Here is a 25,432-nt window from a genome sequence, read left to right on the forward strand (position 1 = left end):
ATGACGACACCCTGGCCGCTGTCGGCGGCGCAGCGCGGCGTCTGGTACGCCCAGTTGCTGAACCCGGACGCCCCCGTCCAGGTCGCGCAGTACATCGAGATCGACGGGCCGGTCGACCCGGAGGTCTTCGCCGCCGCCGTACGGGCCTGCGCGCACGAGGTCGAGGCGGTGCACGTCCGTCTCGTCGAGACCGCCGGGGACGGCCCGCCGGGACAGGTCCTCGACGTCGCCCCGGTCGAGGTGCCCGTCGTCGACCTGAGCGGCGAGGACGACCCGATGGCGGCCGCGCGGGCGTGGATGCGCGCGGACGCGGCCACCCCGGTCGACCTCGTCGGCGGGCGGCTGTTCGGGAACGCGCTGCTGCGCCTCGGCGCCGGCCGTCACCTGTGGTACCTGCGCTGCCACCACCTCGCCGTCGACGGCTACAGCGGTCCGCTGATCACCCGGCGGCTCGCCGAGGTGTACACGGCGATGGTCGACGGCCGGCCGCACGGCGCGGGGACGCTGGGTTCGCTGGAGGTCCTGCTCACCGAGGACGAGGAGTACCGCGCCTCCGGCAGGTTCGCGCGCGACCGCGCGTACTGGCTGGAGCGCTGCGCCGACCTGCCCGACGCCCCGTCGCTCGCGGTCCGCCCCGCGCACGGCGTGCGGCCGTCCGCACGGTTCCACCGGGCGTCCGGGCGGCTCGGCCCGGACGAGGCGGACGCGCTGACGTCGGCCGCCCGGCTGCTCGGTACCACCCTCACCGGCCTGACGATCGCGGCCGCCGCGGCCTACACCACGCGCCTGTGCGGCGTCTCCGACGTCGTGCTCGGTCTCGCCGTCACCGCGCGGACCACCCCGGCGGCGCGCCGCACGCCCGGGATGCTGTCGAACGTCCTGCCGCTCCGGCTCACCGTACGGCCCGCCGACTCGGTCCGCGCGCTGACCGCGCAGGTCACCGAGCAGGTCGGGCGGCTGCTGCGGCACCAGCGGTACCGCCTGGAGGACCTGCGCCGCGACCTCGGCCTCCTCGACGGCCGGCCGCTGTACGGCCCGCTGATCAACGTCATGGGGTTCGAACAGGACCTGGACTTCGCCGGGCACCGCGGCGTCCCGCACGTGCTGACCACCGGCCCGGTCGAGGACCTCGCCGTCAACGTGTACGAGGGCACGGCGGGCGAGGGCACGCGCGTCGACGTCGACGCCCACCCGGAGCGGTACACCGAGACGGAGGCCACCGCCCACCACGCGCGCCTTCTGAACTTCCTGCGCACGCTCGCGACCGCCGCCCCGGACCGGCCCATCGGCGTGCTCGACGTCGCACTCCCCGAGGAACGCGTCCCCGGCGGCCCGCAGACGATCCGGACGCGCCAGGCGACGGTCTCGGAGGCGCCCGGGGCGATCCCGGACCCGCTCGAGGCGGTCCCGGCGACGTCTGAGGCGGCCCCGGAGACGCGCGGGACGGTCCCGGTGATGCGCCGGGCGACGATCCCCGGGCTGTTCGCGGACCGCGTCGCGCGGTGTCCGGACGCCGTCGCGGTGACCCACGCCGGCACGTCGCTGACGTACGCCGACCTGAACGCCCGCGCGAACCGGCTGGCCCACCGGCTCATCGCGCGCGGCGCCGGCCCGGAACGGCTCGTCGCCCTGGCCTTCCCCCGGTCCGCCGACCTCGTCGTCGCGATCCTCGCCGTGCTGAAGTCCGGTGCCGCGTACGTCCCGATCGACCCGGACTATCCGGCGGGCCGGATCGCGGCCATGCTGGAGGACGCCGCACCCGCCCTCGTCGTCACCGCCCCCGGCGTGCGGCCGCCCGCGGGCGTCGAGGGGGTCGTGCTCGACGCCGACCTGCTCGCCGGTTCCCCGGATCACGACCCCGTCGTGCCGCTGCGGCCCGAGCACCCGGCGTACGTCATCTACACCTCGGGGTCGACCGGGCGGCCCAAGGGCGTCGTCGTCCCGCATGCGAACGTCGTGCGGCTGCTCGACGCGACCGACCACTGGTTCGGGTTCGGGCCGTCGGACGTGTGGACGCTGTTCCACTCCTACGCCTTCGACTTCTCGGTGTGGGAGCTGTGGGGCGCCCTGCTGTACGGCGGCCGTCTCGTCGTCGTCCCGTACGACGTCAGCCGCTCGCCCGACGACTTCCTGCGCCTGCTCGACGACGAGCGCGTCACCGTGCTCAACCAGACACCGTCGGCGTTCGGCCAGCTCATGCGCGCCGACCGGGACAAGAGCCGCGACCTGGCGCTGCGGTACGTGATCTTCGGCGGTGAGGCGCTCGATCCGTCCCGCCTCGCCGACTGGTACTCCCGGCACGCCGACGACGCGCCCGTCCTCGTCAACATGTACGGGATCACCGAGACGACGGTGCACGTCACGTACGCGCCGCTGGACGCGGCCGGCGCCGCGGCCGGCTTCGGCAGCGTGATCGGCGGCGCCATCCCGGACCTGCGGGCGTACGTGCTGGACGCGGCGCTGCGGCCGGTGCCGCCCGGCGTGACCGGCGAGCTGTACGTCGCGGGGGCGGGGTTGGCGCGCGGGTACCTCGGCCGCCCGGACCTGACGGCCGAGCGGTTCGTCGCCGACCCGTACGGGCCCGGCCGCATGTACCGCAGCGGCGACCTGGCCCGCCGGCACGCCGACGGCCGGCTGGAGTACGTCGGCCGCGCCGACCACCAGGTGCAGTTGCGCGGCTTCCGGATCGAGCTGGGCGAGATCGAGACCGTCCTCGCCGCCCACCCGGCCGTCGACGAGGTCGCCGCCGTCGTCCGCGAGGACGGGCCGGACGACGACCGGCGCCGCCGCATCGTCGCGTACGTCACCGGCCGCGACGCGGACCCCGCCGCGCTGCGGGAGCGGGTACGGGACGCCCTGCCCGCGCACATGGTCCCCTCGGCCGTCGTACGCCTGGACGCGCTGCCGCTGACGCCCAACGGCAAGCTCGACCGCCGGGCGCTGCCCGCGCCGGAGGTCGGGTCGTCGTCGCGCGGCCCCCGGACGCCGGTCGAGGAGGTGTTGTGCGGGGTCTTCGCCGAGGTGCTGGGCACGCCGGTCGTCGGGGTCGACGACGGATTCTTCGAACTGGGCGGGGACTCACTGCTGGCCACCCGCGTCGTCGCCCGCGTCCGCGCCGTCCTCGGCGTCGAGATCCCGGTCCGGGCGCTGTTCGAGACGCCCACCGTCGCCGGCCTCGCCGCCGCGCTGGACGCGTCCGCGCCGGCCCGGCCCCCGCTGGTGCCCGCCGGCGACCGGCCGGACCGGGCGGCGCCGTCGTACGCGCAGCGGCGGCTATGGTTCCTGAACCACCTCGAAGGGGACGCGGCGACCTACACGATGCCGGTCGCGCTCCGCCTTGCCGGCCGCCTGGACGCCGACGCGCTGCGGGCGGCCCTCGCCGACCTCGTCGCGCGGCACGAGGTGCTGCGGACCGTCTACCCGCTGGCCGACGGGGAGCCACGGCAGGTCGTCCTGGACGACGTACGGCCCGAGGTGCCGGTGACCCGGCCCGCGGACCTGGAGGCCGCGCTCGCGCGGGACTCCCGGCGCGGGTTCGACCTGGCGACCGAGATCCCGATCCGCGCCCGCCTGTACGCGGCCGGGCCCGACGAGCACGTGCTGCTGGTCGTGCTCCATCACATCGCGACGGACGGCTGGTCGCTCGCGCCGCTGGCGCGGGACCTGGTCGCCGCCTACGCCGCCCGCGCCGAGGGCCGGCCGCCCGCCGGAGAACCGCTGCCGGTGCAGTACGCCGACTACGCCCTCTGGCAGCGGGACCTGCTCGGCGCGGAGGACGACCCGGACAGCCTGATCTCCCGGCAGGTCGCCTACTGGCGGAAGACCCTCGACGGGCTGCCGGACCGGCTGGACCTGCCGACCGACCGGCCTCGCCCCGCCGAGGCGTCCCACGCGGGCGGCCGGGTGCCGGTACGGCTGGACGCCGAGCGGCTGGCCGCGCTGGCGAGCGCCACCGGCGCGAGCGTGTTCATGGTCGTGCAGGCGGCGCTCGCCGCGCTGCTGACCCGGCTCGGGGCCGGCACCGACGTGCCCATCGGCACGCCGATCGCCGGGCGCACCGACCAGGCCCTGGACGACCTGGTCGGCATGTTCGTGAACACGCTGGTGCTGCGCACGGACACCGAAGGCAACCCGACGTTCCGGGAACTCGTCGGGCGGGTACGTGACGCCGACCTGGCCGCCTACCAGCACCAGGACGTGCCGTTCGAACGCCTGGTGGAGATCCTCAACCCGCCGCGCAGCCTGGCCCGCCATCCGCTGTTCCAGGTCATGCTCGCCTTCCAGAACACCGGCCAGGTCGAGGTGGAGCTGCCGGGGCTGACCGCGCGGATCCGGCCCCTCGAGTCCGGGACGGCCAAGTTCGACCTGCTGCTCGACCTGGACGCGAGCGGGGCGGGCGCGCTGGAGTACGCGACGGACCTGTTCGACCCGGCGACCGCCGAGGCCGTCGCCGCGCGCCTGGACCGTCTCCTGACCGCCGTCGCCGCCGACCCCGACACCCGCATCGGCGCGATCGACCTGCTGGACGAGCCCGAACGCCACCGGATGCTGGCGGAGTTCAACGACACCGCTCGGCCGGTGCCGGACGCGACGCTGGCCGAGCTGTTCGGCGAGCAGGCCGACCGGACCCCGGACGCCGTCGCGGTGCTCGACCCGGCGAACTCCGTCACCCTGACGTACGCGGAGCTGAACGCGCGGGCGGACCGGCTGGCGGGCGCGCTCGCCGCGCGCGGCGTCGGCCCGGAGGACTTCGTCGCCGTCGCGCTGCCGCGCTCGGCGGAGCTGATCGTCGCGCTGTGGGGCGTGCTCAAGGCGGGCGCGGCCTACGTCCCCATCGACCTCGGCCACCCGGCCGAGCGGATCGCGCTGCTGCTCGACGACGCCCGGCCCGCCTGCGTCATCGCCCACGAGGACACCGAACTGCCCCGGGACCTGCCCCGCTTGCCGCCCGACCGACGAGGAGACGCGCCGGGCGTACGGCGGGCGCGGCCCGGCAACGCGGCGTACCTGATCTACACCTCGGGCTCGACCGGGCGGCCCAAGGGCGTCGTCGTCCCGCACCGAGGAGTCGCCGACCTGGTCGACTGGGCCGTCCGCGACTTCGGGCGGGACCGGCTGTCCCGCGTGCTGGCCGCCACGTCGCTCAACTTCGACGTCTCCGTCTTCGACACGCTCGTCCCGCTCCTGGCCGGCGGCTCCATCGAGATCGTCCCGGACCTGCTGACCCTGCTGGACCGGCCGGTCGACGTCGACCTGATCTGCGCGGTGCCGTCCGCGCTGGCCGCCGTCCTCGCGGAGGGGGCGCGGCCGAAGGCCGGAACGCTCGCGCTGGCCGGCGAGGCGCTGACGCCGACGCTGCTGCGGGAGGCGCGGGCCGCGCTGCCGGGCACCCGCATCGCCAACATCTACGGCCCCACCGAGGCCACCGTGTACGCGCTGGCCTGGGAGGGCGACGGCGACCCCGACGGGACCGTCCCGATCGGCCGGCCGCTGACCAACACCGGCGCGTACATCCTCGACGCCTGGCTGAACCCCGTACCGGCCGGCGTGCCCGGCGAGCTGTACCTGACCGGCGGCCTGGCGCGCGGGTACCACGACCGGCCGGACCTCACCGCCGAACGGTTCGTCGCGAACCCGCTCGGCCCCGGCCGCATGTACCGGACCGGCGACCTCGCCCGCTGGACCGCCGACGGCCAGATCGAGTACCTGGGCCGCACCGACCACCAGCTCAAGATCCGGGGGTTCCGGGTCGAGCCCGGCGAGATCGAGGCCGTGCTGAGCGCGCACGAGACGGTCGGCCGGGCCGTCGTCGTGCTGCGGGAGGACCGCCCCGGCGACCGGCGCCTCGTCGCGTACGTCACCGGGCACGGCGACCCGGTCGAGCTGCGGGAGTTCACGGCCGACCGGCTGCCCGGCCACATGGTGCCGTCGGCCGTGGTCGTCCTCGACGCGTTCCCGCTCACGCCGAGCGGGAAGCTCGACCGGGCGGCCCTGCCCGCGCCGGACACGTCCGCCACGGCGCCGTCCCGCGGGCCGCGCACCCCGGCCGAGGGGATCGTCTGCGGGATCTTCGCCGACGTGCTGGGCGTGGAGCGGGTCGACGTCCACGACGGCTTCTTCGACCTCGGCGGCAACTCGCTGCTCGCCACGCGGGTGATCAGCAGGATCCGGTCGGCGTTCGGCGTGGAGCCGGCGATCCGGGCGCTGTTCGAGGCGCCCACGCCCGCCGGTCTGCTGCGGACGCTCGACACGGCGGGCACGGCCCGGCCGCCGCTGCGGCCCGTGGACCACCCGCCGATCGTCCCGCTCTCGTACGCGCAGCAGCGGCAGTGGTTCCTCGACAGCCTGGAGGACGAGCCGTCGGGCACCTACAACCTCCCGATCGCGCTGCGGCTGACCGGCAAGCTCGACGAGGCCGCCCTGCGGATCGCGCTGTGCGACCTCGCCGAACGGCACGAGCCGCTGCGGACCGTCTTCCCGGTCTCCGGCGGCACGCCGTACCAGCTCGTCGTCGACGGCATGGCGCCCGAACTGACGGTCGTCGACGTCGCCGAGAGCCCGGAGCTGTACGAGCGGGTCGCGGCGGACGCCGCGCGCGGCTTCGACCTCGCGGTCGAGCCGCCGCTGCGGGCGCACCTGTACGCGCTCGGCGCCGACGAGCACCTGCTGCTCATCGTCGTGCACCACATCGCCTGCGACGGCTGGTCGCTCGCCCCGCTGGCCCGCGACCTGATCGGCGCGTACGCCGCGCGGATCCAGGGCGAGACGCCCTCGTGGAACCCGCTGCCCGTGCGGTACGCCGACTACGCGCTCTGGCAGCGCGCCCTGCTGGAGGACGACGACCCCGCCGGACTCATCGGGCGGCAGGTCGCGTACTGGCGCGAGGCGCTCGCCGGGCTCCCCGACCGGCTCGCGCTGCCCACCGACCGGCCGCGGCCCGCGTGCGCGTCGTACCGCGGGGCGACCGTCGCCTTCGACGTCGACACCGCGCTGCACGCCCGCCTCGAGGCCCTGGCGCGGAGGCACGGCGCGACCGCGTTCATGGTCGCGCAGGCCGCCCTCGCCGCGCTGCTGACCCGGCTCGGCGCGGGCACCGACATCCCGATCGGGTCGCCCATCGCCGGGCGCACCGACGAGGCGCTGGACGACCTCGTCGGCATGTTCGTCAACACGCTCGTCCTGCGGACCGACACGGGCGGCGACCCGTCGTTCGCCGAACTGCTGACCCGCGTGCGCGAGACGGACCTGGCCGCCTACCAGCACCAGGATCTGCCCTTCGAGCGCCTCGTCGAGGTCGTCGCGCCGGAACGGTCGATGGCCCGGCACCCGCTGTTCCAGGTCATGCTCGCCTTCCAGAACAACGAGCGGGCCGTCGTCGACCTGCCCGACGTCCAGGTCGCCGTCGAACCCGTGCACGCCGGTGTGGCCAAGTTCGACCTGCACCTCATGCTCGAGGAACGCCGGACGCCCGACGGCGGCCCGGCCGGGCTCGACGGGACCCTCGAGTACGCCCTCGACCTGTTCGACGCCGGAACCGCCGAACGGATCGCGGCCCGCTTCGTCCGGCTACTGGAGGCCGTCACCGCCGACCCGGACGCCCGGATCGGCGCCATCGACCTGCTCGACGAGACCGAGCGGCGGCGGGTGCTGGAGGAGTGGAACGACACGGCCCGTCCGGTACCGGCGGTGACGCTGGCAGACCTGTTCGAGGCACAGGTGGCCCGGACCCCGGACGCGGTCGCGCTGGTGTACGAGGGCGTCGAGCTCACCTATGCGGAGTTCGACGCGCGGGCGAACCGGCTCGCGCACTACCTCGTCGAGTGCGGCGTCAGGCCGGAGCGGCCGGTGGCGCTGGCGCTGCCGCGCTCGGTCGAGCTGCCGGTCGCCATGTACGCCGTCGTCAAGGCGGGTGCGGCGTACGTGCCGGTCGACCCCGATCACCCCGCCGACCGCATCGCGTACGTGCTCACCGACACCCGGCCCGCCGTCGTCATCACCACGACCGGGATCGCGGGCCGGCTGCCGAACGAGGCGCCGCTGCTGATCCTCGACGACCCGGGCGTGCGGGACGAACTGGACGCGCTGCCCGCCACCGCACCGTCCCGGTCGGTCGCGCCGGGCGACGCCGCGTACGTCATCTACACATCTGGATCGACGGGACGGCCCAAGGGCGTCGTCGTCCCGCACGCGGGGATCGTCAACCGGCTCCTGTGGGCACAGAGCGAGTACGGGCTGGGGCCCGGTGACCGGGTGGTGCAGAAGACGCCGGCGACGTTCGACGTGTCGGTGTGGGAGTTCTTCTGGCCACTGCAGACCGGGGCCGCGCTGGTGGTCGCGCGGCCCGACGGGCATCGGGATCCGGCCCATCTCGCCGAGCTGATCCAGCGCCAGGGCGTGACGACCGCGCACTTCGTGCCGTCGATGCTGGCCGCGTTCCTCACCGAACCGGAGGCGGCCGGCTGTACCGGGCTGCGCCGGGTGCTGTGCAGCGGCGAAGCGCTGCCACCGGAACTGGCCGCACGGTTCCACGGCCTGTTGCCGGACGTGGAGTTGCACAACCTGTACGGGCCGACCGAGGCGTCCGTGGACGTCACTTCCTGGCGTTATACGCCCGGTTCGGCGAACGTACCGATCGGGCGGCCGGTCTGGAACACCCGCGCCTACGTCCTCGACGCGGCGCTGCGGCCCGTCCCGCCCGGCGTGCCCGGAGAGCTGTACCTCGCCGGAGACCAACTCGCCCGGGGCTACCACGACCGGCCCGCCCTGACCGCCGAACGGTTCATCGCCGACCCGTACGGAACTGGGCGGATGTACCGCACCGGGGATCTGGCCCGCTGGAACCATCACGGCGAACTCGAATACCTCGGACGCACCGACCACCAGGTCAAAATCCGCGGCGTCCGCGTCGAACTCGGCGAAATCGAGAACATCCTCGCGGGGCAGGCCGGCGTGACCTCGGTCGTCGTGCTGGCGCGGGAGGACCGACCGGGCGATCGGCGCCTCGTCGCCTACGTCACCGGCGATGCCGACCCGGCCGAGGTGAGGTCGGCGGCCGCGCGGGTCCTGCCGGAGTCCATGGTCCCGGCGGCCGTCGTCGCGCTGGACGAGCTGCCGCTGACCTCCAGCGGGAAGGTCGACCGCGCGGCGCTGCCCGCTCCCGTGTTCGGTGCGTCGGCCGGGTCGCGGGCTCCGGGCACCCCGGCCGAACGGCTGCTCTGTGAGATCTTCGCCGAGGTGCTGGGCTCCGCGTCCGTGGGGGCGGATGACGGGTTCTTCGACCTCGGCGGGGACAGCATCCTGGCGATCCAGCTCGTCTCCCGGAGCCGGGCCGCCGGGCTGGTGATCAGCGCTCGGGACGTGTTCGAGCACCGGACACCGGCCGCCCTCGCGGCGGTCGCCCGGACGGCCGCCGACGTGACGACGCGAACGGAACCGCCGGGTGCGGGGATCGGGCCGGTGCCGCGCACGCCGATCGTCGCGTGGCTGGCCGAACGCGGCGGCCCGTTCGGCGCGTTCAGCCAGGCGATGCTCCTCACCGTGCCGCCGCACCTGGGCGTGGACCGGCTGACGGCGGCGGTGCGGACGCTGCTGGACCACCATGACGCGCTGCGGACGCGGCTGCGCCGGACGGACGGCGACTCGTGGTGGCTGGAGACGACACCGCCCGGAACCGTGGACGCGGCGATGTGCGTCGGCCGGGTGGAGGGGTACGACGGCGAGGCGATCGCGACGCGGGCCGAGGCCGCCCGCCGGAGCCTGGACCCGGAGGCCGGGGCGATGGTCCGGGTCGTCTGGTTCGACGCGGGCGACGCGCCGGGCCGGCTGCTCCTGGTCCTGCATCACCTGGTCGTCGACGGGGTCTCGTGGCGGATCCTGCTGCCCGACCTGGTGCTGGCGCTGGAGGACGTGGCGCTGGACCCGGTGCCGACGTCGTACCGCAGGTGGGCGCAGCGGCTGGCGGCCGCCGCGAACCATCCACAGGTTGTGGACGAACTTCCGCGCTGGATCGAGATCCTCGACGTCGATGATCCGTCCCTCGGCGGCGCCGGGTCGCGGAACGTCGCCGCCTACACCGGAGCGGAGCTGCGGCGCTTCACCGTGACCCTGCCGCGCGAGCAGGCCGAACCGCTGCTGACCACGGTCCCCGCGGCGTTCCACTGCGGCGTGAACGACGTCCTGCTCACCGGGCTGGCCCGCGCCGTCACGGCCTGGCGACGCGACCGCGGGCAGGCGACCGACGACGGCGTCCTGATCGACCTGGAAGGGCACGGGCGCGAGGATCCCGACGGCCTCGACGGCGAGACCACCGAGGATCCGTACGGCGGTACCGACCTCACGCGGACGGTCGGCTGGTTCACCGCCCTCCACCCCGTGCGGCTGAACCCGGGCGGCGAAGACGCCGGGCAGACGCTGAAACGGGTGAAGGAGCAACTGCGGGCCGTCCCGGCGGGCCTGACGTACGGGCTGCTGCGTCACCTGAACCCGCGGACCCGTGACCGGCTGGCCGCCCTGCCCACGCCGCAGATCGTCTTCAACTACCTGGGCCGGGTCGACACCGGGGACGGCGACTGGAGCCTGGCCCCGGAGTCCGACGTGCTCGGCCCCGGCCACGACCCGGACCTGACGGTCTCCCACGGCCTGGAGATCGACGCCGTGACCCGGGACGGTGCCCTGCGCGCGACCTGGGTCTGGCCCGGCGGATGGCTTCCCGAGGACGCGGTACGCGACCTGGCCGACCGGTGGTTCGCGGCGCTGCGGGAACTGGCCGGCGCGGACGGCGGCGGGTACACGCCCTCGGACCTGACCCTCGTCGAGCTGGACCAGGACGAGATCGAAGCGCTCGAAGATCTTTGGGAGCAGGGTTGAACCGGTCGCAGATCGAGGACGTCTGGCCGCTGTCGCCGCTGCAGCACGGCCTGCTGTTCCACGCGCTCCTCGACGAACGGGACGTCTACGCGGCCCAGGTGGTCCTCGACGTCGAGGGCACGGTCGACGCGGACGCGCTGCGGAAGGCCGGGCAGGACCTGCTGCGCCGCCATCCCAACCTGCGAGCAGCGTTCCCGCACGACCGGCTGAAGAAGCCCGTGCAGGTCGTGCCGCGCTCGGTGGAGCTGCCGTTCCGGGAGGTCGCGGCGGCCGACGAGGCCGAGGCCGACCGGATCGCCGACGCCGACCGTGTCGCGCCCTTCGACCTGACCCGTCCGCCGCTGATCCGCCTCACGCTCGTACGGATCGGGCCGGAGCGCGCCCGGATCGTCCTCACCAACCATCACATCCTGTTCGACGGCTGGTCGACGCCGATCCTGGTCGTCGAACTGCTGACCCGCTACGCCGGCGCGCAGCCGCCGGCGGCCACTCCCTACAAGCAGTACCTCACCTGGCTGAAACGGCAGGACCACGAGGCCGCGACCCGCGCCTGGACGGCCGCACTCGACGGGATCGAGGAGCCCACGCTCCTGCTGCCCGAGGCGGCGGGCCTGGCCCCCGTCCTGCCGTCGGCCGTGTCCGAGGAACTGCCGGAGGAGTCGGCCGCCCGGCTTCGCCAGCGGGCCCGCGCGCAGGGCGTCACGCTGAACACGCTCGTGCAGGCCGCCTGGGGACTGCTGCTGGCACGGTTCACCGGCCGGTCCGACGTGGTGTTCGGCCAGGTCGTCTCCGGACGTCCGCCGGAGCTCCCCGGCATCGAGCGGATGGTCGGCCTGTTCGTGAACACGGTCCCCGTACGGCTCCGGATCCGGGCCGACGAGACGCTCGCGGAGCTGCTCACCCGCCTCCAGACCGAGCAGGCCGCGCTCCTCGGACACCAGCATCTCGGCCTCGCGGAGATCACCGGCCTGGTCGGCGGCGGCGCGGTGGCCGGATCCGCGCTGTTCGACACGCTCACCGTGTTCGAGAACTACCCCTTCGACCCGTCCGCGATGGGCGAACCGGTGGCGGGCCTCCGGCTGACCGGCGCGGCGCAGCGGGACGCCACCCACTACCCCCTGACCCTGTACGTCGTCCCCGGCGACCGGTTGACCCTCCGCCTCGACCACCGGCCGGACGTCGTCGACGAGGACGCCGCCGCGACGCTGCTCGCCCGGTTCTTGAGGCTGCTGCGCGCCATGGCCGAAACGCCTGACGTGCCGGTCGGCGCGGTGGATCTCCTGCTGTCCGGCGAGCGGCGGCGGGTGCTGGAGGAGTGGAACGACACGGCCCGTCCGGTACCGGCGGTGACGCTGGCAGACCTGTTCGAGGCACAGGTGGCCCGGACCCCGGACGCGATCGCGCTGGTGTACGAGGGCGCCGCACTGACCTATGCGGAGTTCGACGCGCGGGCGAACCGGCTCGCGCACTACCTCCTCGAGTGCGGCATCGGCCCGGACACCCGCGTTGCCCTGGCCCTGCCCCGCTCCCTCGACCTGCTCGTCGCCATGTACGCCGTCGTCAAGGCCGGCGCGGCGTACGTGCCGGTCGACCCCGACCACCCCGCCGACCGCATCGCGTACGTGCTCACCGACACCCGGCCCGCCGTCGTCATCACCACGACCGGGATCGCGGGCCGGCTGCCGGGCGAGACGCCGCTGCTGATCCTCGACGACCCGGAGGTGGACGAGGAACTGGCCGGGTTCGCCGACACCGCCCCGGCCCGTACGACGACCCCGGACGACGCCGCGTACGTGATCTACACGTCGGGCTCCACCGGACGGCCCAAAGGAGTCGTCATCCCGCACGCGGGGATCGTCAACCGACTGCTGTGGGCGCAGAGCGAGTACGGGCTGGGACCTGGTGACCGGGTGGTGCAGAAGACCCCGGCGACGTTCGACGTGTCGGTGTGGGAGTTCTTCTGGCCACTGCAGACAGGCGCCACGCTCGTCATCGCCCGGCCCGACGGCCATCGCGACGCGCGCTACCTCGCCCGGCTGCTCCACGACGAGCAGGTCACAACGGCACACTTCGTGCCGTCGTTGCTGGCCGCGTTCCTGACCGAACCGGAGGCCGCGGACTGTACGGGGCTGCGCCGGGTGCTGTGCAGCGGCGAAGCGCTGCCACCGGAACTGGCCGCACGGTTCCACGAACTGCTCCCCGACGTGGAGCTGCACAACCTGTACGGGCCGACCGAGGCATCCGTGGACGTCACCTCATGGCGCTACGAACCGGGCTCCGAGAGCGTGCCGATCGGGCGGCCGGTCTGGAACACCCGCGCCTACGTCCTCGACGCAGCCCTACGGCCCGTCCCGCCCGGCGTACCCGGAGAGCTGTACCTCGCCGGGGACCAACTCGCCCGCGGCTACCACGACCGCCCCGCCCTGACCGCCGAACGGTTCATCGCCAACCCCTACGGGACCGGACAGCGGATGTACCGCACCGGAGACCTCGCACGCTGGAACCACCACGGCCACCTCGAATACCTCGGACGCACCGACCACCAGGTCAAAATCCGCGGCGTCCGCATCGAACTCGGCGAGATCGAGAACATCCTCGCCGGTCACGAGGACGTCGCCCACTGCGCCGTCGCCGCCCGGCCGTACGGCACGGACGGGGTCCGGCTGGTCGGGTACGTCGTGGCGCGGGCGGCCGAGACCGATCCCGCCCGGCTGAGAGCGGACCTGCGTGCGCATGCCGCTCGCAGCCTTCCCGAGGCCATGGTCCCGGCCGCGCTCGTGGTCCTCGACGAGTTGCCGCTGACCCCCAGTGGCAAGCTGGATCGCCGGGCCCTGCCCGAGCCCGAGTTCTCCGCCTCCTCCTCGCGGGCGCCCCGGACGGCGACCGAGGAGATCCTGTGCGGGCTGTTCGCCGAACTGCTGACGGTGGACCGCGTCGGCCCGGAGGACGACTTCTTCGCCCTCGGCGGCGACTCGCTCCTGGCGATCCGCATGGTCAGCCGGATCCGTGCCGTGCTCGACGTCGAGGTCGGCGTGCGGACCCTCTTCGACGCCCCGACCGTCGCCGCGCTGGCCGAGCGGCTCGACGATGCCCGCCACGGCTCGCAGCCGAAGCTCGGGCCCGCGTCCCGGCCGGATCGGCTTCCGCTGTCGTACGCGCAGCAGCGACTGTGGTTCCTCGACCAACTGGAGGGCCGCAGCGCAACGTACGCGATGCCGCTGGCGCTCCGGCTGACCGGCGAGGTGGACGTCGACGCGCTACGGTCGGCACTGGCCGACGTGGTCGCCCGGCACGAGGTGTTGCGGACCGTCTATCGGCAGGTCGACGGCGAACCCTGCCAGGTGATCCTTGATGACGTGCGGCCCGGGCTACGGGTCGCCGAGGTCGATGGCCTGTCGGCCGCGCCGGTCCGGGACGCGGCCGCAGGCTTCGATCTGTCGGCGGAGATCCCGATCCGCGCGCATCTGTACGCGGCCGGACCCGGTGAGCAGGTGCTGCTGCTGGTGCTGCACCACATCGCCGCCGACGGCTGGTCCTTCGCGCCCCTGGCCCACGACCTGATCACCGCCTACGCCGCCCGCACCGAAGGACGACCACCCACCTGGCAACCGCTGCCCGTGCAGTACGCCGACTACGCCCTCTGGCAGCGGAACCTCCTCGGCTCCGAAGACGACCCCGACAGCCTCATCTCCCGGCAGATCACCTACTGGCGCGACACCCTCGCCGACCTCCCCGACCAGCTCGACCTGCCCACCGACCGTCCCCGCCCCGCCCAGGCCTCCTACCAGGGCGGAAGGGTTCCGGTGGACATCGATCCGGAGGTCCGCGCCGGGATCGCCGCGTTGGCCCGGAGCGCGCACTGCAGCGTGTTCATGGTCGTGCAGGCCGCCCTCGCCGCACTGCTCACCCGCCTCGGGGCCGGGACCGACGTCCCCATCGGCACGCCCATCGCCGGGCGCACCGACCAGGCCCTCGACGACCTCGTCGGCATGTTCGTCAACACCCTCGTCCTGCGCACCGACACCGCCGGAAACCCGACCTTCCGGGAACTCGTCGACCGCGTCCGCGACACCGACCTGGCCGCCTACCAACACCAGGACCTGCCCTTCGAACGCCTCGTGGAGATCCTCAACCCACCCCGCAGCATGGCCCGCCACCCGCTCTTCCAGGTCATGCTCGCCTTCCAGAACAACCCGCGCGCGCGGCTCGACCTCCCCGGACTCGCCGCCGAACCCCTGCACGCGGACACCGCGACCGCCAAGTTCGACCTGCACTTCGTGCTGGAGGACGGTGACGGGCTGAGCGGGGTGCTGGAGTACGCGACCGACCTGTTCGACGAGGCGACCGCCGAGACGATCGTCACGCGGTTCGTCCGGCTGCTCCGCGCGGTCGTCGCGGATCCGGACGTCGCGCTGCGCGACCTCGACGTCCTCGACGAACGCGAACGGCATCGGGTCCTGGAGGAGTGGAACGCCACGGCCCGTCCGGTCCCCGACGTCACGCCCGTCGAACTCTTCGAGGCGCAGGTGGCCCGGACGCCGGACGCCCCGGCCCTGGTCGCGGGCACGCTCGACGACCCGGCCGCCCCGGTGACGTTCACGTACGCGCGACTGAACGAGGAGGCGGACCGGCTGGCCCGCCACCTGGTCGAGGAGCACGGCGCGGGCCCCGAACGGCTCGTCGCCCTGGCCCTGCCGCGTACCGCCGAGCTCGTCGTCGCGCTGCTCGCCGTGCACAAGACGGGCGCGGCCTACCTGCCGATCGACACGCGCTTCCCCGCCGACCGCATCGCGATGATGATCGAGGACGCTCGGCCGGTCGCGGCGGTGACCTGCGAGGCGACGGCGCACGTACTCCCCGGCGGGCTGAGCGAGGTCCGGCTGCCGCTGCGACCCGACGCGCCCGCCGGGCCCGTAGCCGCGTGGGACTCGCGGCCGGACCACCCTGCGTACGTGATCTACACGTCCGGGTCGACCGGGCGGCCGAAGGGCGTCGTCGTGCCGCACGGCACCGTCACGAACCTCCTGCTCACGATGGCCGAGCAGGTTCCGCTCACGCCGGACGACACGCTCGTCGCGGTGACCACGGTCGGCTTCGACATCTCGGTGCCGGAGATCTACTCGCCGCTGCTGGCCGGGGCCCGGATCCGGCTCGCGCGCGAGGAGGAGGTCGCTGAGCCTGCGCGGCTCGGCCGGCTCCTCGCGGACGCCACCATCATGCAGGCCACGCCGACCCTCTGGCAGGAGCTCACCGAGCTTCCCGAGCCTCCCGACCTCGGCGGGCTCCGGGTGCTCGTGGGCGGGGAGGCGCTGCCCGCCGGGCTCGCCCGCGCCCTGGTCGAGCGCGGCTGCTCGGTCCGCAACCTGTACGGCCCGACCGAGACGACGATCTGGTCCACCGGCGTGGAGATCGACGAGGCTTCGGCGGCCCGGCCGCCGATCGGGCGTCCCCTCGCGAACACACGGGTCTACATCCTCGACGCCGCGCTGCGGCCGGTGCCGCCGGGCGTCCCCGGCGAGCTGTACATCGCCGGGGCGGGGCTGGCTCGCGGGTACCTCGGCCGCCCGGACCTGACGGCCGAACGGTTCACGGCCGACCCGTACGGGCCCGGCCGCATGTACCGCACCGGCGACCTGGCGCGATATCGCGCCGACGGGCGGATCGAGTACCTCGGCCGGGTCGACCACCAGGTGAAGGTCCGGGGGTTCCGCATCGAGCTGGGCGAGATCGAGACCGTGCTGACCGCGCACGAGTCCGTCTCGCAGGCCGTCGCCGTCGTGCGGGAGGACCGGCCCGGCGACCGGCGCGTCACCGCGTACGTCGTCGGGGCGGCCGACCCGGCCGAGCTGCGGAAGTTCGCGGGGCAGAGCCTGCCGGACTACATGCTGCCGTCCTCGATCGTGGTCCTGGAGGCGCTGCCGCTGACGCCCAACGGCAAGCTCGACCGCCGGGCGCTGCCCGCGCCGGAGGTCGGGTCGTCGTCGCGCGGTCCCCGGACGCCGGTCGAGGAGGTGTTGTGCGGGGTCTTCGCCGAGGTGCTGGGCACGCCGGTCGTCGGGGTCGACGACGGGTTCTTCGAACTGGGCGGGGACTCACTGCTGGCCACCCGCGTCGTCGCCCGCGTCCGCGCCGTCCTCGGCGTCGAGATCCCGGTCCGGGCGCTGTTCGAGACGCCCACCGTCGCCGGCCTCGCCGAGGTCGCCGAGGGGGCGGACACGGGCCGACCGCCGCTCACGCCATCTCCCCGTGCGGCGGCCGCCCCACCGCTGTCGTACGCGCAGCGACGCCTCTGGTACCTGGCCCGGCTCGAGGGCCGCAGCGCAACGTACGCGATGCCGCTGGCGCTCCGGCTGACCGGCGAGGTGGACGTCGACGCGCTGCGGGCGGCACTGGCCGACGTGGTCGCCCGGCACGAGGCGCTACGAACGATCTTCCCGGAGTCGGACGGCGCCCCGTACCAGGTGATCCTGGAGGACGAGCGGCCCGAGCTCCGGGTCGAGGAGACCGACGATGTCGCGGCGGCCCTGGCGCGGGACGCGGCGTACGGCTTCGACCTCGCGGTGGAGATCCCGATCCGCGCCCGCCTGTACGTGACCGGGCCCGGTGAGCAGGTGCTGCTGCTGGTGCTGCACCACATCGCCGCCGACGGCTGGTCGTTCGCGCCCCTGGCACGGGACCTGATCACCGCCTACACCGCCCGCGCCGAACGACGACCACCCACCTGGCAACCGCTGCCCGTGCAGTACGCCGACTACGCCCTCTGGCAGCGGAACCTCCTCGGCTCCGAAGACGACCCCGACAGCCTCATCTCCCGGCAGATCGCCCACTGGCGTGACACCCTCGCCGACCTGCCCGACCAGCTCGACCTGCCCACCGACCGTCCCCGCCCCGCCCAGGCGTCCCACCAGGGCGGACAGGTGCCTGTACGGCTCGACGCCGAGCGGGTCAGGGCGCTGGCCCGGCGGACGAACGCCAGCGTGTTCATGGTCGTGCAGGCGGCCCTCGCCGCACTGCTCACCCGCCTCGGCGTCGGGACCGACGTGCCCATCGGCACGCCCATCGCCGGGCGCACCGACCAGGCCCTCGACGACCTCGTCGGCATGTTCGTCAACACCCTCGTCCTGCGCACCGACACCGCAGGAAACCCGACCTTCCGGGAACTCGTCGACCGGGTCCGCGACACCGACCTGGCCGCCTACCAGCACCAGGACCTGCCCTTCGAACGCCTCGTGGAGATCCTCAACCCACCCCGCAGCATGGCCCGCCACCCGCTCTTCCAGGTCATGCTCGCCTTCCAGAACAACCCCTCGGCCGAACTCCGGCTCTCCGGCGGCGGCACCGCCGAGCCGCTGCCGCTGCACGCCGGAGTCGCCAAGTTCGACCTGACGCTGAGCCTGGAGGAGAGCCTCGAGGGGGTGCTGGAGTACGCGACCGACCTGTTCGACGAGGCGACCGCCGAGGCCATCGCCGCGCGCCTGGACCGTCTCCTGACCGCCGTCGCCGCCGACCCCGACACCCGCATCGGCGCGATCGACCTGCTGGACGAGCCCGAACGCCACCGGATGCTGGCGGAGTTCAACGACACCGCTCGGCCGGTGCCGGACGCGACGCTGGCCGAGCTGTTCCGGGCGCAGGCGGCCGCGACGCCGGACGCGACGGCGGTCGTCTTCGAGGACGAGGAGCTGACGTACGCCGACCTGGCCGCGCGGGCGGAGGAGCTCGCGGACCGGCTCGCCGAGCTGGGCGCCGGGCCGGAGCGGATCGTGGCGATCGCCCTGCCCCGGTCCGTCGGCCTCGTCGTGACGGAGCTGGCCGTCGCCATGACCGGCGCGGCGTACCTGCCGATCGACATCACCTATCCGCCGGACCGCGTCGCGTACCTGCTGGCGGACGCCGGCCCGGTGTGCGTGGTCACCGAGGAGGGCGTCGAGACACCCGACGGCCCGCCGAACGCCGTGCTCTCCCGGAGCGGTCGGGTCGACGGCGCGGCGTACGTGATCTACACGTCCGGGTCGACGGGACGGCCGAAGGGGGTCGTCGTCACCCACCGGGGGATCGCGAGTCTGGCGGCGACGCAGCGCGAACGTCTGGGGATCGGCCCGGGGAGCCGGGTGCTGCAGTTCGCGTCGCCGGGCTTCGACGCGGCGTTCTGGGAGCTCGTCGCGCTCCTGTCCGGGGCGACTCTCGTGCCGGCGCCGGCCGACCGTCTCGTCCCCGGCGCGCCGCTGGCCGAGCTGGCCGCCGAGCGGCGCGTCACGCACGCGACGCTGCCGCCGGCCGCGCTCCCCACCCTCGACGGACTGCCGCCGGGACTGACGCTGGTCGTCGCCGGTGAGGCGTGCCCGCCCGAGCTCGTGGAGCGCTGGTCGCGCGACCACCGCATGATCAACGCGTACGGGCCCACGGAGACGACGGTGGCCACCACCGTCAGCGCGCCGCTTTCCGGCCGGATCGTCCCGCCGATGGGCACCCCGGTGGCGAACACCCGCGTGTACGTGCTCGACGAGTACCTGCGGCCGGTCCCGCCCGGCGTGCCCGGCGAGCTGTACGCCACCGGTCTCAGCCTGGCCCGCGGCTACCTCGGCCGGCCGGGCCTCACGGCGGAACGCTTCGTCGCCGACCCGTACGGCGCGCCGGGCGAGCGGATGTACCGCACCGGCGACCTCGTCCGGCACCGCGCCGACGGGCGGCTGGAGTACCTCGGCCGTACGGACCACCAGATCAAGATCCGCGGCTTCCGGGTGGAACCGGGTGAGGTCGAGTCCGCGCTGACCGGACACGAGGCCGTGTCCCAGGCCGCCGTGCTCATCCGGGAGGACCCGCCCGGCGGGCGGCGCCTCGTCGCGTACGTCGTGGGCGACGCCGACCCGGCCGAGCTGCGGGCGTTCGTCCGCGACCGGCTGCCGGAGTACATGGTCCCGGCGGCCGTCGTCCCGCTGCCCGATCTGCCGCTCACCGCCAGCGGGAAGCTCGACCGCGCGGCGCTGCCCGCGCCCGAGTTCCGCGCGTCGGGCCGCGCGCCGCGCACGCCGGAGGAGGAGCTGCTCTGCCGGCTGTTCGCCGAGGTCCTCGGCCTGGACGGCCCGGTCGGCGCCGACGACGGCTTCTTCGACCTGGGCGGGGACAGCATCGTCGCGATCCAGCTCGTCGCGCGGGCCCGGCGCGAGGGCCTCGTCGTCACGGCGCGGGAGGTGTTCCGGCACCGGACGCCGGGGGCGCTGGCGGCGGTCGCGCGGCCCGCCGGCCGGGACGGCACGGCACCGGAACCGGAAGGGGCGGGCGTCGGGCCGGTGCCGCTCACACCGATCATGAGCTGGTTCGCCGGGCTGGGCGGCTCACTGCACCAGTCGGCGCTGCTCACCGTGCCGCCCGGCCTGGGCCTGGACCGGCTGACGCGGGCGGTCGAGACGCTCGTGGACCACCACGACGCGCTGCGCCTGCGGTTCGACGGGCGGCACGCCGAGATCACGCCGCCCGGTACGGGGCGGCCGCACGTCATCCGGGTCGAGGGCCTGGACGGCATCGCGGAGCACGTGGACGCGGCGCGGCGGGCCCTGGACCCGGCGACGGGCGCGACGGTGCGGGTGGTCTGGTTCGACGCGGGCGACGCGCCGGGCCGGCTGCTGCTGACGCTGCACCACCTCGTGGTCGACGGCGTCTCGTGGCGGATCCTGCTCCCCGACCTCGTGCTGGCTCTGGAGGATCATCCGCTCGACCCGGTCCCGGCATCGTTCCGCGGGTGGGCGCGGCGGCTCGTCGCGGCGGCGAACGATCCACAGCTTGTGGACGAACTCCCGCACTGGGCCGCGCTGGAAGACGATCCGCCGCTGGCCCGCCGGGCGCTGGACCCGGCGCGGGACACCGCCGAGACCGTACGGCACGTGCGGGCGAGCCTGCCGCCCGAGGTCACCGAACCGCTGCTGACGACCGTTCCGGCGGCCTTCCACGGCACCGTGAACGACGTCCTGCTCACCGCGCTGGCCCTGGCCGTGCGCCGCCGGCACGGGCGCGACGGGCTGCTCGTCGACCTGGAGGGCCACGGCCGCGCCGACCTGGGCGCGGACCTGTCCCGCACGGTCGGGTGGTTCACCGCCCTCTACCCGGTGCGGCTGGCCCCCGGCACCGACGAACCGGGCCCTGCCCTGAAACGCGTCAAGGAACAGCTGCGCGCCGTCCCCGGCGAGGGCCTCGGGTACGGGCTCCTGCGCCACCTCACCCCGGCGACGCGCGGCACGCTCACCGTGACGCCGCAGCTCGGCTTCAACTACCAGGGCCGGGTGAACCCCGGACAGGGCGACTGGTCCACCGCACCGGAGTCCGACCTGCTCGGCATGGGCCACGGTCCGGGCACGCCGCTGCCGCACGGCATCGACGTCAACGCGGTCACCCACGACCTGCCGGACGGTCCGCACCTGAAGGTGACCTGGTCGTACGCGTCCGGCCTGTACGACGAGGACGACGTGCGGGCGCTCGCCGAGGCGTGGTCGGCGGCGCTGCGGGAGCTGGCCGTCACGGAGGACGGCGGGCACACGCCGTCCGACCTCCCCCTGGTCGACCTCGGCCAGGACGAGATCGACGAGTTCGAGGCGGAGCTGGAGGAGCTGTGACCACCGGACGCGGGCGGCTGGAGGACGTCCTGCCGCTGTCCCCCCTCCAGCAGGGGCTGTACTTCCACGCCGCGCTGGACGACCGGGACCTGTACGCGACGCAGCTCGTGCTCGACCTGGCGGGCCCCCTGGACGTCGGGGCGCTGAAGGGCGCCGCGTCCGCGCTGCTCGCCCGGCACGCGAACCTGCGGTGCGGCTTCCGGCAGCGCAAGAACGGCGAGCCGGTCCAGCTCGTGCACCGCGAGGTGCCGCTGCCCTGGGAGGAGGCGACCGGCGACCCCGACGTGGTCGCCGAGCGCGAGCGGACCCGGCCGTTCGACCTGGCGCGGCCGCCGCTGCTGCGGTTCACCCTCGTGCCGGAGGGGCCGGAGCGGAACCGGCTCATCGTCACGAGTCATCACATCCTCCTGGACGGCTGGTCGATGCCGGTCCTGGCGGAGGAGTTCTTCACGCTGTACCTCGGCGGCGAGCCCGCTCCCGTCACGCCGTACAAGCGGTACCTCGAGTGGCTGGCCGGCCGGGACCGTACGGCGGCCCGCGAGGCATGGGGGAAGGCCCTCGACGGGGTGGCGGAGCCGACGCTGGTCGCCCCCGCGACGGCGGCCGGGCCGCCGCTGCCGCCGCGGCGGGTCACCACGGAGGTCGACCTGGACCTGTCCGCCGTCCGGCGGCACGGCCTCACGGCGAACACGCTCGTCCAGGGCGCGTGGGGATTGCTGCTGTCCCGGCTGACCGGCCGCGACGACGTCGTGTTCGGCGCGGCGGTGTCCGGGCGGCCACCGGAGATCCCCGGCGTCGAGCGGATGGTCGGGCTGTTCGTCAACGCCGTTCCCGTGCGGGTCCGGATCGAGGAGGAGCGGTCGGTCGCGGCCCTGCTGACCCGCCTGCAGGAGGAGCAGGCCGAGCTGTTCCCGCACCAGCACGCCGGGTTGACCGAGGTCAGCCGGACGCCGCTGTTCGACACGATGACCGCGTTCGAGAACTATCCCCAGCCTGGGGATATCACACTCGGCGACGTACGGCTGACCCGCGTGGACCTCTTCGACGCGACGCACTACCCCCTCGCGCTGGTCGCCGCGCCGCTCGGCGGCGACCGGCTGTGGCTGCGCCTCGACCACCGGCCCGACGCGTACGACGACGCGGAGGCCGGGCTGCTGCTCGCCCGCGTCGAACGGCTGCTGCGCGCGATGGCCGCGCGGCCCGACGCCCCCGTCGCGGACCTGGACGTCCTCCTCCCGGGCGAACGCGCCCGGATCCTGGGCGGCTGGGCGGCCGGCCCGCCCGCCGCACCGCCCCGTACGCTCCCGGAACTGGTCGAGACCTGGGTCGAGCAGACCCCCGACGCCCCCGCCGTCACGACCGTCGGGGGCTCCGAGACGCTCACGTACGCGGAGCTGTGGGCGCGGGCCGGGGCGCTCGCCGGCGAGCTGGCCGGGCTCGGTGCCGGCCCGGAGACGGTCGTGGCGATCGCGCTGCGGCGATCGGCGGAGTTCGTCGTCTCGGCCCTCGCCGTCAGCCGGGCGGGCGGCGCGTACCTGCCGATCGACCCCGGCTATCCGCCGGACCGCGTCGCGTACATGCTGGACGACGCCCGCCCCGCCTGCGTGATCGCCCACCCCGGCGTGCCGCTCCCGTACGACGGACCGCGCCTGCCGCCGCCGATGACCGGACGCGACGTCACCACCAGACCGGTACGGCCGGAGAACGCGGCGTACGTCATCTACACCTCCGGGTCGACCGGGCGGCCGAAGGGCGTCGTCGTCACGCACGCGGGCCTGGCAAGCCTCGCCGCGACCGAGATCGCGGGGTTCGGCCTGGCGCCGGGCGACCGGACGCTGCACTTCTCCTCGCCGAGCTTCGACGCGTCGGTGTTCGAGCTGCTCATGGGCCTCGCCTCGGGCGGGACGGTGACGATCGTGCCCCCGGACGTGTACGGCGGCGAGGCGCTCCGCGACGCGCTGCGGCAGGTGACGCACGGCTTCGTCGCCCCGGCCGTACTCGCCGGCGTCGACCCGGAGGGCCTGGCGAACCCGCGCACCCTCGTCGTCGGCGGTGAGGCGTGCCCGCCCGGCCTCGTCGAACGCTGGGCGCCCGGCCGCCGGATGATCAACGCGTACGGGCCGACGGAGACGACCGTGGCGGCGACGATGAGCGCGCCGCTCACCGACGACGCCTCGACGATCGGGCTGCCGATCACCGGCGCGCGGGTGTACGTCCTGGACACCAGGCTGCGGCCCGTGCCGCCCGGCGTGCCCGGTGAGCTGTACGTCGCCGGGATCGGCCTGGCCCGCGGCTACCTGAACCGGCCCGCACTGACCGCCGAACGCTTCGTGGCCGACCCGTTCGGGCCGGGCCGCATGTACCGGACCGGGGACCTCGTCCGGCGGCGGGCCGACGGGCGCCTGGAGTACCTCGGCCGTACGGACGCGCAGGTCAAGGTGCGCGGCTTCCGGATCGAACCGGGCGAGATCGAGGCGGTGCTCACCGAGCGGGAGGCCGTCCGGCAGGCCGCGGTCGTCGTCCGCGAGGACCGACCGGGCGATCGCCGTCTCGTCGCGTACGTCACCGGCGACGCCGACCCGGCCGAGCTGCGGGAGGCGGCGGCGCGGACCCTGCCCGGCCACCTGGTGCCCTCCGCCGTCGTCGTTCTGGACGCCCTCCCGCTCAGCCCGAGCGGCAAGCTCGACCGCGCGGCGCTGCCCGCGCCGGAGCTGGCCGGGTCCTCGCGGCCGCCGCTGGGTCCGCTGGAGGAGGTCCTGTGCGGCCTGTTCGCGGAGGTGCTGGGCCTCGACCGGGTCGGGGTCGACGACGGGTTCTTCGAGCTCGGCGGGGACTCCCTGCTCGCCACCCGCCTGACCGGCCGGGTCCGCGCCGAGCTGGGGGTCGGCCTGCCGGTCCGCGCGCTGTTCGAGGCCCCGACGGTCGCGGCGCTCGCCCACCGCCTCGACACGGCGGACGCCCGGGCAGCCGACGGGACGGCCGCGGTCGCCGGCGGGACGGCACCGCTCGACGTGCTGCTGCCGCTGCGCGCGGGGGGCGACCGGCCGCCGCTGTTCTGCGTGCACCCGGCGGTCGGCGTGGCCTGGTCGTACGCGGGCCTGCTGCGCCACCTTCCGGGCCGCCCGGTGTACGGCCTGCAGGCGCGCGGCATCGCCCGCGACGAGGAACTGCCCGGATCGATGGAGGAGATGGCCGCCGACTACGTCGCCGTCGTCCGCACCGTCCAGCCGACCGGGCCGTACCACCTGCTGGGCTGGTCGCTCGGCGGCCTGATCGCGCACGCCATGGCCGTACGGCTGCGGGCGGACGGCGAACAGGTCGCGCTGCTCGCGCTGATGGACTCCTACCCTCTCGACGGGGACCCGGACGCCGACGTGCCCCTCCCCGACCTGCTCCGCGACCTCGGGTTCGACGTCGCCGACGACGTGACGGCGGAGGACGTCGCCGCCCTCCTGGAGGGCAGCGCGCTCGGCGGGATCGACGGCCGCCGCCTGGAGGGCCTGTACCGCGCCTACCTGAACGCCCTGCGCAACGGGCGGCGGTTCGTCCCCGGCCGGTTCGACGGGGACCTGTTGTTGTTCACCGCCGCGCGCAACACCGAGGCGCCGCCCGCCGACGTCTGGACCCCGCACGCCGCCCGCGTCGAGCGGCACCCGGTCGACTGCGCGCACACCGAGATGGCCGATCCCGGCCCGCTGGCCCGAATCGCCGCGAAGTTGAAGGAGAACCTGGAGACATGACCAACCCGTTCGAAGACCCCGACGGTCGTTACCTCGTCCTCGTCAACGAGGAGGGGCAGCACTCCCTGTGGCCGACGTTCGCGGACGTGCCCGCGGGATGGACCGTCGCGCACGGCGAGGACACCCGGCAGGCCTGCCTCGACTACGTCAACGAGCACTGGACCGACATGCGCCCGAAGAGCCTCATCGCGGCCATGGAACAGGACGAGAGGGCCTGAC

At 74.6% G+C, this 25,432-nt stretch carries 4 protein-coding genes; all 4 read left to right on the forward strand.

The features are described 5' to 3' along the window. From ABD978_RS38775 to ABD978_RS38790, 4 genes are read left to right on the forward strand one after another with little or no spacing between them, the layout of a single operon-like run. Complete coding sequence (locus tag ABD978_RS38775) at positions 1–10,866, forward strand: amino acid adenylation domain-containing protein (RefSeq protein WP_345365791.1); 10,866 nt, start codon at positions 1–3, stop codon at positions 10,864–10,866. Beyond that, positions 10,863–21,473, forward strand: coding sequence for an amino acid adenylation domain-containing protein (locus ABD978_RS38780; RefSeq protein ID WP_345365793.1), 10,611 nt, complete (start codon positions 10,863–10,865; stop codon positions 21,471–21,473). The genes ABD978_RS38775 and ABD978_RS38780 overlap by 4 nt, the downstream gene beginning before the upstream one ends. Beyond that, on the forward strand, positions 21,470–25,213 hold the full coding sequence (locus tag ABD978_RS38785; RefSeq protein ID WP_345365795.1) for an amino acid adenylation domain-containing protein: 3,744 nt from the start codon (positions 21,470–21,472) through the stop codon (positions 25,211–25,213). The genes ABD978_RS38780 and ABD978_RS38785 overlap by 4 nt, the downstream gene beginning before the upstream one ends. Next, entirely contained in the window at positions 25,210–25,431 is a 222-nt protein-coding gene (locus tag ABD978_RS38790; protein ID WP_345365797.1) for an MbtH family protein, read from the forward strand. Before ABD978_RS38785 ends, ABD978_RS38790 begins: the two co-directional genes overlap by 4 nt. Position 25,432: the final 1 nt, after the last annotated feature.

Origin of the sequence: Actinoallomurus liliacearum, from assembly GCF_039542035.1 — a bacterium.
GTDB classification, from domain to species: domain Bacteria; phylum Actinomycetota; class Actinomycetes; order Streptosporangiales; family Streptosporangiaceae; genus Actinoallomurus; species Actinoallomurus liliacearum.